Genomic DNA, 11144 nt, shown 5'->3' with positions numbered 1-11144 from the left:
TTAGTTATCATTAACCTTCTTTTTATTCGGAGGAAAGAGTATGGCATATACGATTGCCGAGCCTTGCATTGGTACTAAAGATACTGCTTGTGTTGATGTTTGTCCCGTCGATTGCATTCATCCCCGTAAGGATGAAGAGAATTTTGAACCTGAGACGCAGCTTTACATCAATCCCGACGAGTGTATTGATTGCGGGGCCTGTGTTCCTGCCTGCCCGGTTCAGGCCATTTTCCCGAACGAAGATGTGCCGGACAAGTGGCAATCCTACATAGATATTAACGCAAACTGGTTCAAGAAATAGTCATCCGCGTCAGATCAAATTCAGCGATTTTCCGACTTCTTCAAAAGTCGCGATTGCTTTGTCCAGTTGACTCTGCGTGTGGATTGCTGAGAGTTGCACTCGAATCCTGGCCTCTCCCTTAGGCACGACAGGATAGCTGAAACCAACCACAAAGATTCCGCGTTGATTCATTTGCCGCGCCATTTCAACTGTGCGTTTTTCATCTCCCAGCATAATGGGAACAATCGGATGAATTCCCGGTTTAATCTGGAATCCACGGCGGGTCATTTCCTCACGAAAATACTTTGTGTTTTCGGCGAGTTTGCGCACCAGCTCAGGATGTTGTTCCATCAGCTCAAATGCTTTCATGGTGCCATAAACGACCGGAGGCGCAACGCTGTTGGAAAACAGATAAGGTCGCGATCGCTGACGTAACATGGCAACGATTTCGGCCCGTCCGGAAGTAAAACCACCCGAGGCGCCCCCCATTGCTTTTCCCATCGTGCTTGTGATGATGTCGATGCGATTTTGCACTCCAAAATGTTCCGGTGTTCCTCTACCGGTGGGACCGAAGAAGCCGGTTGCATGCGAATCGTCCACCATGACCAGAGCATCATGACGCTCGGCAAGATCGCAGATATCTTTCAGAGGAGCAAGATCACCGTGCATGCTGAAAGCTCCATCTGTAGCGATCATTCGATATCGTGTTCCAGCGCTGTCTTGTAACTTGCCCTCAAGGTCATTCATGTCGGCATGCTGATAGACTTTGCGTTGCGCTTTGCAAAGCCTGACGCCGTCGATAATGCTTGCGTGATTCAGAGCGTCGCTGATGATCACGTCTTCAGGCCCTAGCAGTGTCTCGAACAAACCACCATTCGCGTCGAAGCATGAGCTGTACAGGATCGTGTCTTGAGTGCTCAGAAAATTGGAAATGGTTTTCTCCAAGTCTTTGTGTATATCTTGCGTGCCGCAAATGAACCGTACAGACGCCATGCCAAAACCGCGGGTATCCAGACCCGCTTTTACGGTGGAAATAATATCCGGATGATTCGCCAGTCCGAGATAGTTATTCGCACAGAAGTTAACCGTTTCTCCTGCATCTGTTTTGATCTGGGCCCCTTGCGGAGAATGGATAACTTTTTCTTCCTTGAATAGTCCTGTTTCCTTTAGATTAGCTAATTCCTTCTGTAAGAATTCTTTGATCGCACCGTAAGCCATGTTTTTAACTCCTGAACGCATGATAAGCGCGTTTCAATACTCCCGGTTTTGGATGACGCGTATTTTCTCCGAGCTGATCCAGAGTTCCCATAACATGAACCGGTTTCATGAGCTGATCCTGCAAACTTTTTTCGCGGCAAACCATCTCAATCAGTTCTTCCCAGATCCCTTCTCGTCCCGTAATCCCTGCGACAGTCAGGTCCTTTCCCTCGTATTTGAAGCGTAGCGTCTTCATATGGAATATGATTTCGTTTCCAGAGACCCCGTCAATGTAGAACTTGTCCCCGCTAAAGAGTCCGAAAAGGAGAATCACGCCACCATGTTTTGTTGTTTTGCAGCAAGCTTCGAAACCCTGGCCCTGTTTGCCCACCATATCGATCGTAACATCAAAAAGATTCCCAGCCGTAAAATCCCGGACGTTCTTTTCCAGGTTCACGGTGGGGTCGAAGATCTGATCGGCAATTTCCAGGGAGGAGGCAAACTTTTGGCGATAACTGTCCACTTCAAATGCTGCGATTCTGTGGATGTCCATGTGCCGCGCAAATACCTGTGCAAATAATCCATGAGGTCCACATCCGAAAATTCCAAGATCTTTGGGGTGCGCCATTTCTCTAGCACGTTTGATCAGGAAATAGTCATTCCCTATGGCTTCGAAAAGTGATGGCCAGAAATGATCTGAGATCAGTTCTCCCGGAACTCGATACGCACATTCAGCGGGAATGACCAGATATTCGGAATAGGCGCCATGAATGGGGGGCTCCAATTCTCCTTTCCGGATTTCCGGCCCCCACAATCCGATGATGCCCTGATCCGCTATGCCGGGAAGGTTGTAATGTGATTCGCCAGCTATCCGCTGTCCAGTGGAAAGATGCTTTACTTCACGACCCAGTTCGACGATTTCTCCGTAGAATTCATGACCAGGAATAATTCCATCCGGAACTTTTTTCAGTTCACCTTTGAAGAGAGATTCGTCCGTTCCGCAAACGGAGACTTTTTCCACTCGCACAAGAACTTGATTTAGGCCCGGCGAAGGGTCGGCAACCGTTCCTTCAAAAATGTGAATTCCCTGAGGATCAGTCTTCTCCTTCCTGTAGATCCATGCCCGCATTTGCTTGATATTCTATCAAAGTTTAAATTGCTATCATTACTCATGCGCAAAATTGTTCTGATCTTTGCTGTTATCGCCGCCCTGGGTGTTGCCGGGTATTTCTATTTTCAGAAAAGCGCCAGACCAGCCGTTGTTCGGAATGTGCTCTTGATCACGATCGATACGCTTCGCGCGGATCATCTTGGGATTTACGGATATGCGCCGGCGCAAACCCCGAATATCGATCGCCTCGGTGAACAGGGCGCTCTCTTTCAAAATGCGATCGCCGTGATTCCACTGACTTTACCTTCCCATTCTTCCATTATGACGGGCTACAACCCTTACGTTCACGGTGTCCGAGACAACGGCGGATTCTATCTGGATGACAAAGCGCAGACTCTGGCCGAGACCATGAAGGCAAGCGGCTTTCGCACCGGTGGCTTTATCAGCGCTTTTGTGCTGGATCGCCGGTGGGGAATTGCTCAGGGCTTTGATGAGTACTTCGACAACTTTGAGTTATCCAAGTACAAAACGGTCAGTCTCGATTCGGTGCAAAGACGGGGAGACGAGACTCTTCAACAGGCGCTCAACTGGATCAGCAAGAACAAAGATTCGCGATTTTTCGCGTGGGTGCATTTTTACGATCCTCATACTCCCTACGATCCCCCGGACCCGTTTCGCTCTGCTTCGAACACAAAAGGCAATGTCGGACTCTACGACGGAGAAATCTCTTACTCTGACAATTTGATCGGGCGCATCCGAGAACAGCTCGAACAAAATGATCTGTTGAATACTACACTTGTAATACTAACAGCGGATCATGGGGAATCGCTGGGAGAACATGAGGAATCCGGCCACGGGTTTTTCATTTATGACGCTACGATGAGGGTTCCGTTGATCATCAGAATGCCCGGGGCAAAACCTGTCAGGGTAAAGGATCAGGTTCGCAGCATCGATCTCTTTGCAACGATTTGTGATGCGACCGGCGTATCGGCCAAAGCGGGGGAAGGCACAAGTCTCATGCCACTCGTTCACGGCCGGCCGATGAACAAACACTTGGTAGCTTACAGTGAGTCCTACTATCCTCGTTTTCATTATGGCTGGAGTGAACTGAAAGCTCTACGCACAAATGAATATAAGTACATTCAGGCTCCTGATCGCGAGCTTTACCGTCTCACCGAAGATTCCACCGAAAGGCTCAACCTGTATACGCGAGAGCAAAAGCGAGCGCAGCCTTTTGAATCGGAGCTCGCAACGATGCTTGCAAATTTTGCGACGGTAAAAGGGCCGCAGACCATGGATGACGATTCACTCGAAAAACTGCAGGCATTGGGTTACATCGGGTATGTAGCCCAAACTCATACGTCGGAATCCGGAATTTTGCCTGACCCGAAACTAAAAATCCGGCTTTACAACCGGATCAAGCTCGCGCAGTCGTTTTCAGCCGAGGGGAAACTAACCGATGCGTTTAATAACATCCAGCGAGTTCTCCAGGAGGATGACCGGATCCTGGAAGCACATCTTGTATTAGGAAATATTTACGAAAAGCAGAAGAAGCATACTTTGGCCCGTGAAAGTTTTCAGAGTGCGTTGAAATACAATGCCGATTATGTTCCTGCGATTTTTGCGCTGGCAAGAGTGTACAAAGAGGAAGGAAATTTTGAAGCGGCGAAAGCAGGTTTTCAGCATTTAATGCAGAAAGATCCAAGAGATTCAAAAGCTTATTTCAATCTGGCTGATATAGCTCTGGATGAGAAGGATTTTGAACTGGCTCTCTCTTATTTCAAGAAGGTTGTGGAACTGGATCCCGAGCAAGCCATCTCGCGAAACCGGCTTGGCGCATGTTTTGTGGAATTAAAAAAGTACGACGCAGCCATTCCCGAATTACAGAAAGCCCTTCAATTGAACCCGCGAATTCCGAATGCGCATTTCAATCTGGCATTGGTGCATGAAGAACATCAGGATCTGGAACAGGCGGGAACGGAATACCGGAAGGAACTCGAACTGTTTCCGGAATCGTATCCGGCAAATTTTAATTTAAGCCGCGTTTATCGCAAGCAGGGAAGACGTCTCGAGGAACGTTCTGAGCTGGAAGCCTGCATTCGTTCCAAACCTGATTTTGGCATCGCGTATTTGTATCTGGCGAAGAATCTAATGGATACAGGGGGAGACATTCTCCAAGCAAAAACCTTCGCCGAGGAAGGGATGCAGAAGCTGCAGGAAAAGTCGCAGCTTCCCTTTGGACACTTTCTTCTGGCAGATATCTACAATCGTCTGGGGAAACCGCGCGAAGCGATGCAGCATGTGCAGCAAGCCCGCGCAGCAGCTTCTTGAAACCACAGATGAACACAGATAAACACAGATGGTAAAGCTAATTTTTATCGGTGTTCAGCTGTGTTCATCTGTGGTTGCTTCAAAGATTAGCGCTTCTTGCCGCCCCGTGCCATTTTCGTGCGGGCTACGTCCCCATCCTTATCAATGAAGTACATGTAACCAGCTTCTTTTTTGACCGCTGTCTTCGCTACTTTCTCCGTTTTGCCTTTCTGGGACTTGCTGTGTCCTCGTACCATCGGGGCGCGGCTTATGTCACCATCCGCATCCAAAAAATACAAATATCCGGATTCCCGTTTCACTCCTGCGCGATTCACTTTTTCTTGTGCCATTCTCTTCTCCTTTTTTACTCATAATGAAGTAACTATTTCTCTGCCTTACAAAAAGGCAATGTAATATTAATAACACTCCGTTCTCGAGAGTCAAGCACCTATTTTCATGTTAAAATGGCGGGCTACAGGAGGGAACCCCATTGTGAGCGCTTCTAAAAGTGAAATGGAAAAGTTTGCCGCACGAACGCCAAAAAGCAAGGCGGCACTGGAGAACGGTAGAAAATACATTCCTCTTGGGGTCACAAGCAATTTTCGGTACTATCCTCCGCATCCCATCTTTGTGGATCATGCCTCGGGGGGCAGATTCTGGGATCTGGATGGAAATGAATATCTCGACCACAATCTCTGTTTTGGCGTATTGATGGCGGGTCATGCGCATCCAGCTATATTGAAGGCCGTTTCTGACCAGTTTGAAAAAGGAACGATGTACGGAATGCCATACGAGTTGGAGCAGAAATTTGCCGAGGAATTGTGCCGGCGCTTTCCGATTGAAAGAGTCAGATTTGCAAATTCGGGTACGGAAGCCACGATGCATGCGATTCGTGTTGCCCGCGGGTTTACCGGTCGCGAGAAAATCATCAAGATGGAAGGTTGTTATCATGGTGTGCACGATTCCGTCCTGATCAGTTACAAGCCTGACGTCAAAAAAGCGGGCGATCCGAAGAATCCAGTAATGGTAAAAGCCTCTGAAGGGATACCTGATGGCACTGCAGCAAATACGGTGCCCTGTACGTTCAACGATCTTGAGGCTTTGCAAAATTGTTTTCGAAAACATCCCGGCCAGGTTGCCGCAGTGATTCTGGAACCGATTCCGATGAATATCGGAGTGTGCATGCCGGAAAAAGGATATTTGCAGGCCGTACACCGGATGTGTCAGGAAAATGGATCCTTGTTCATCATGGATGAAGTGAAGACCGGCGTGAAACTGGCCCGTGGGGGCGCGTGTGAGTATTTCAATGTCAGACCTGACCTCATTTGTCTCGCGAAAGCGATTGGGGGTGGTTTTCCGATGGCTGCTTTTGGTGGCCGGAAGGATGTGCTCGAAGTGCTTGATCGTGGAATCGTATTTCATGCGGGAACTTACAATTCAAATGCTGTGGGTGTCGCAGCAGGTCTTGCCATGCTGACGAAAGTGCTGACAGACGACGTTTATCCGCGGCTGAGTAAGCTGAATCAAATGTTGATCGACGGTTACAATGACATCCTTAAAAAGGAAGGACTGAAAGGATACGCTGCAGGCGCGGGAGTGAATGGAACTGTTCAATTTGCTTCCAGGGAAATTAAAAACTACCGCGACTGGCTGGAAGTGGATGCAGAAATGTGGAAAGTCTGGTGGTACGGGATGCTGAATCGCGGAGTAATGACGCAGGCCTATGCGTGGGACGAGCAATGGACTCTTTGCGTGGCTCACACCGAAAAGGACATTGAGTTTCATCTTGAGAAATTCCGTGAACTCGTGCCTTTGTTGAAACAAACCCAAGGATGAAGGACAAGACAAACCGTGTAGGGGCGACCCTTGTGGTCGCCCGCGAAGGGCAGGGACAAGCCCTGCCTCTACCTGCATGACATCACCTCATCTAAAGCGGGAGCTTGGACTCTTTGATCTCACGCTTCTTCTTGTTGTTGCGGTTGTAAACGTCAACATACTTCCTCGAATTGCGGGCGAAGGCTGGCGTTCCATGACTTTATGGCTGCTGGCCTTTGTCCTTTTCCTCATACCGTGTGGCATCGCCGTCGCGCAGTTCGGGAAGCGTTTTCCGGGAGAAGGTGGAATCTACATCTGGACGCGTGAAATGTTCGGAGATTTTCATGCGTTTATCTCCGGATGGTGCTACTGGACCAACAATCTTTTTTATTTCCCTTCGGTGCTTTTCATTTTGGTGGGAGTTCTTGTTTATGCAGGAGGCACTGACTCGGCCAGCCTTGCTGAAGGAAGTAATTTTATTGCAATCGCTTCGCTTTCCTTTCTGTGGCTTATCACGTTTTTACACATTCGTGGATTAGGAGTAGGGAAGTGGCTGAACAACATCGGCGCATTCGGGACGTGGATCACATTTGTGATACTGCTGATTGCGGGTTTCTTGATGCTTCGCAGAAACGGCGTTGCTGCAACGCCATTTGAACTTCGCGCGCTCGTCCCTTCCTTTACGGATTACGGAGGTTTTTCCGCTCTAAGCATTGTGATGTATTCGCTTGTCGGATTGGAGCTTGGCTCCGTGATGGGAGACGAAATCAAAAATCCGGAGGCAATGGTTGGCCGCGCTGCTTTCTGGGGAGGAACAATCAGCATTCTTCTGTATATGATCGGAACTGCAGCGCTCTTAATCGCAATGCCTTCGTCAGAAGTGGGAGCAATTCAGGGAATGATGCAGGCAGTAACTACGGTGGCTTCCGCGCTCGGAGCGAGTGGAATCATTCCTTTCGTTGCAATACTGATCTCAACGGCTGTACTCGGCATCTGCTCGGCTTGGATGTCCGGTGCTGCCAGAATTCCGTTCGTAATGGGGTTAAGCGTTTATTTGCCGCCGGCATTAGGGAAAACACATCCGCGCTGGAACACTCCGTATATAGCGTTACTCGTCCAGGCAGTGATTTCGAGTTGCCTCATCCTGCTTTCACTCTATGGTACGAATGTGCGAGAGGCTTATGAGAAACTGTTGAGCAGCTCGGTTGTAATTCAACTCATTCCATTTCTCTATCTGTTCGCCGGTCTCTGGAAGCTGGAAACGAATCGAGTCTGGGCCGCGCTGGGATTCGTCGCTACCGCCCTTGGAGCGATTCTGGTATTCGTTCCGTCATCAGGAGTCGAGAATCCCACACGATTTTTGCTGGAAGTTTCCGTAAGTCTTGTCGTCATGATCGGTCTGGCTGTGTTGTTGTATTTCTGGGGTAGTCGAAAAGCGAAATAGTTTTGATCCGGTTTGACAAACCGTATTTCATGAAGTAAGAAGGAAGTACGACTAGTCAAATAGCCAACGAAAAAGGAGTTTTTATGGCAGCTAAGACTTACAAAATGTATATCAATGGTGAATTTGTTAATGGTCATTCAGGAAAAACGTTTGAAGCGTTGAATCCTGCGAATCAGGAAGTTATCGGCCTTGTGCCGGAAGGGGATCGCGAAGATGTCAATCGCGCGGTTGCAGCGGCGCGGCGGTGTTTCGATTCCGGTGATTGGCCCGGCAAAACTCATCAAGAGCGCGGACGAACCCTCTTGAAACTGGCGGATGTCATCCGGAATCGATCGGCTGAGCTTGCTCGTTTGGAATGTTTGAACAATGGAAAACCGATCGTTGAAGCGGAAGGGGATATCGGAGATGTTGCCACCTGTTTTGAATATTACGGAGGGCTTGCTACAAAGATCCATGGCGAAGTGCTACCGGTTCCGGACAACGCGCTCAGCCTGGCGCTCAAAGAACCGATCGGTGTTGCCGGACAAATCATTCCGTGGAACTACCCGTTGTTGATGGCCGCATGGAAACTCGCGCCGGCATTGGCGGCCGGGTGCACTTGCGTGTTGAAACCAGCCGAGCAGACTCCACTTTCCATTTTGGAACTGGCCTCCAGTTTCGGCGATGTGGGTTTTCCCCCTGGCGCTGTAAACATCGTAACGGGTTTTGGGGAAGCAGGACATGAAATTGTGGTTCATCCGGATGTGGACAAAATTGCATTTACAGGGTCTGTTGCCGTAGGAAAGATGATTATGAAGAACGCCGCTGACACTCTAAAGCGTGTGACACTGGAGCTCGGTGGCAAATCACCAAATATCTTTTTTGCGGACGCGGACTTTGAAGCCGCCGTGGATGGAGCCCTGTTTGGAGTTTTCATCAATCAGGGTGAAGTTTGTTCGGCAGGAAGCCGGATTCTCGTTCAAAAATCGATTTACGATCGTTTCGTTGAGAGGATGACTCAGAAGGCGCGTAACATCAAGCTCGGTTCCGGGTTGGATCGCGAAACAAAAATGGGTCCGCTGATCAATAAGGAACAGATGGATCGCGTGCTTCATTTTATGGAAATAGCGAAGAAGGAAAAACTGAAAGTCGCCATTGGAGGCGATCTTGCGCGCGAAGGCGAGCTTGCGAAAGGTTTTTTTGTGCAACCAACAATTTATTACGATGTAGACAATCGTTCTACGTTAGGTCAAGAAGAAGTATTTGGTCCGGTTGCTTCGGTAATTCCATTTGAAGATGAAGCAGACGCTGTTCGGATCGCAAACGATTCAAAATATGGATTGGCCGCAGCGGTTTGGACGCGAGATATTTATAAGGCGATCCGCACTGTGAAACAGCTGAAAGCCGGAATTGTTTGGGTCAATCACATGCAGCCGACTTATGTTGAAGCTCCGTGGGGGGGATATAAACAATCCGGTTTCGGTCGTGAACTCGGCCACTGGGGAATCGAAGAATATCTCGAAACGAAACAGGTCTACATCAACTTGAACGAACAACCAATCGGTTGGTATTAAGGAGCGCAGGCTGAGCTTGTTGAAAAATCCAGGCGGTCCTGGTGGAGCGCGGGCATCTTGCCCGCAAAATGCTTGTCGCGCAAACAAGTTTTTGCGGACTGGAAGTCCGCGCTCCAACTGATTTTTCGACAAGCTCAGCTTTTAGCCTGCAGTGCGCCTTTGTAGTTTTGCAGGTTTATGGGAGAATCAAATCTACTGGACGAAGGAATGTTTGCTCTTTGGAGGCATGATGAGAACGAGATACAGAATCCTAGCTACTCTCTTCCTTCTATTGATTACGACGTTTGCTCAAGCCCAGCGCATTACCGGATCCATCAAAGGGGACGTCACCGATGAAGAAGGCGGACCTCTCCCGGGCGTAACAGTTACTCTGGAAAGCGATGCTTTGATCGGAGGTCCACAGGTGATTACCACCAGCGGAGATGGTGGTTACCGTTTTCCTGCGTTGCCGCCTGGGACATACTCTCTGACCTTCGAAATGGGTGGCTTTCAAACCATTGTTCACGATCAGGTTCGTGTAGTGTTAGGAAGCACCGTTGAGCAGAACACTACATTGAGGCTATCTCAGGTAACCGAACAAATGGTGATTAGCGGTGAAACTCCACTTGTCGATCCTACCAAGCCTGGATTTTCCACGAACTATACGCAAGAATACATAGAGAACACTCCGATCGCGCGCTTTACGTTCTTCGATTTCGTCCAGATGGCGCCAGGCTCCTCTCCGATGCGCTTTGACAACACAGCCTTTGCGCATTCGATTCTTGGTTCCAACACGAACGAAAACGCGTATCAAATGGATGGAACCGATCTTACGTCTGCTCTGACTGGAGCCGCCTGGCCCTGGCCCAACACTGATATCATTGAGGAAATCGAAATACTGGATATCGGGGCGCCGGCTGAATATGGAAACTACCAGGGAGCAGTCATTAACGTCGTAACAAAATCAGGCGGAAATGAATTTCATGGTGACGCAAATTTCTTTTTTCAGACTCAGGGCCTGACCGGAAATAACGCCGAAATCGATGGGATTCCTTACCATCGCGAACGCTATACGGATCTTACGGCTCAAATTGGCGGACCGATTTTAAAAGACAAACTCTGGTTCTTTGGCGGTGTGCAAACCAGGCGCGAGCATTTTTCGCAACCAGGAACGCCCCCTGAATCACCTGTCAAAGAAGATGATGACCGTTACTTTTTTAAATTTACGTACGACATAAATAAGACCAACAATCTGCACTTCAGTTTGCATAACGATTACTACAACATTCCGGAACCGGTGACAGTCAATAAACCGATTGAAACCGCTCTTGTAGAAACGGGAAGCAACCCCACACCCAATGTTCTGTGGACTTCCACTTTGAATAGCAACACCATTTTAGAAGTAAGGTATGCCGGATTTTACGGCCATGATGTCGGCGAACCGCAAAATGGAAT

9 protein-coding genes are annotated in these 11144 nt (G+C 48.8%); 6 read left to right on the top strand and 3 right to left on the bottom strand.

The annotated features are described in order from the left end of the window. The first annotated feature begins 40 nt into the window (after nt 1-40). Nucleotides 41-301 (top strand): ferredoxin family protein, encoded by a 261-nt coding sequence (locus L0156_19465; protein MCI0605170.1) that lies wholly within the window; start codon nt 41-43, stop codon nt 299-301. Nucleotides 302-310: 9 nt separating this feature from the next. Here L0156_19465 and L0156_19460 read toward each other — a convergent pair whose 3' ends face one another. Both L0156_19460 and L0156_19455 read right to left on the bottom strand, forming a co-directional pair. Continuing rightward, a complete protein-coding gene (locus L0156_19460) occupies nt 311-1498 on the bottom strand; it encodes a glycine C-acetyltransferase (protein ID MCI0605169.1) in 1188 nt (395 codons plus the stop codon). A gap of 4 nt (nt 1499-1502) precedes the next feature. Beyond that, nucleotides 1503-2606: an alcohol dehydrogenase catalytic domain-containing protein gene (locus L0156_19455; protein ID MCI0605168.1), complete on the bottom strand. Its 1104-nt coding sequence runs from the start codon at nt 2604-2606 to the stop codon at nt 1503-1505. Nucleotides 2607-2648: 42 nt separating this feature from the next. Here L0156_19455 and L0156_19450 point away from each other — a divergent pair, with 42 nt between their 5' ends. Further along, on the top strand, nt 2649-4919 hold the full coding sequence (locus L0156_19450; protein ID MCI0605167.1) for a sulfatase-like hydrolase/transferase: 2271 nt from the start codon (nt 2649-2651) through the stop codon (nt 4917-4919). Between the two features lie 86 nt (nt 4920-5005). Here the strand turns inward: L0156_19450 and L0156_19445 are convergent, their stop codons facing one another. Continuing rightward, entirely contained in the window at nt 5006-5248 is a 243-nt protein-coding gene (locus tag L0156_19445; GenBank protein ID MCI0605166.1) for a hypothetical protein, read from the bottom strand. A 142-nt stretch (nt 5249-5390) separates the two neighbouring features. Here L0156_19445 and L0156_19440 point away from each other — a divergent pair, with 142 nt between their 5' ends. From L0156_19440 to L0156_19425, 4 genes are all read left to right on the top strand, one after another. After that, nucleotides 5391-6734, top strand: a complete 1344-nt coding sequence (locus L0156_19440; protein MCI0605165.1) for an aspartate aminotransferase family protein — start codon at nt 5391-5393, stop codon at nt 6732-6734. Nucleotides 6735-6810: 76 nt separating this feature from the next. Next, the gene (locus L0156_19435; GenBank protein MCI0605164.1) at nt 6811-8157 is read left to right on the top strand and encodes an APC family permease; all 1347 of its coding nucleotides are present in this window, start codon (nt 6811-6813) and stop codon (nt 8155-8157) included. An 83-nt stretch (nt 8158-8240) separates the two neighbouring features. Continuing rightward, complete coding sequence (locus L0156_19430; GenBank protein MCI0605163.1) at nt 8241-9710, top strand: aldehyde dehydrogenase family protein; 1470 nt, start codon at nt 8241-8243, stop codon at nt 9708-9710. A 226-nt stretch (nt 9711-9936) separates the two neighbouring features. Further along, the coding region (locus L0156_19425; GenBank protein ID MCI0605162.1) for a carboxypeptidase regulatory-like domain-containing protein at nt 9937-11144 on the top strand (1208 nt) is incomplete at its 3' end.

The organism is bacterium (genome assembly GCA_022616075.1).
In the GTDB taxonomy this organism is placed as follows: Bacteria; Acidobacteriota; HRBIN11; order JAKEFK01; family JAKEFK01; genus JAKEFK01.
This window is presented reverse-complemented; position numbering and strand designations above follow the sequence as displayed.

Excerpts from the sequence above, each read along its gene's own strand:
- L0156_19465 (MCI0605170.1), top strand. The coding sequence starts at position 41 with ATGGCATATACGATTGCCGAGCCTTGCATTGGTACTAAAGATACTGCT.
- L0156_19460 (MCI0605169.1), bottom strand. The coding sequence starts at position 1,498 with ATGGCTTACGGTGCGATCAAAGAATTCTTACAGAAGGAATTAGCTAAT.
- L0156_19455 (MCI0605168.1), bottom strand. The coding sequence starts at position 2,606 with ATGCGGGCATGGATCTACAGGAAGGAGAAGACTGATCCTCAGGGAATT.
- L0156_19450 (MCI0605167.1), top strand. The coding sequence starts at position 2,649 with ATGCGCAAAATTGTTCTGATCTTTGCTGTTATCGCCGCCCTGGGTGTT.
- L0156_19445 (MCI0605166.1), bottom strand. The coding sequence starts at position 5,248 with ATGGCACAAGAAAAAGTGAATCGCGCAGGAGTGAAACGGGAATCCGGA.
- L0156_19435 (MCI0605164.1), top strand. The coding sequence starts at position 6,811 with ATGACATCACCTCATCTAAAGCGGGAGCTTGGACTCTTTGATCTCACG.
- L0156_19430 (MCI0605163.1), top strand. The coding sequence starts at position 8,241 with ATGGCAGCTAAGACTTACAAAATGTATATCAATGGTGAATTTGTTAAT.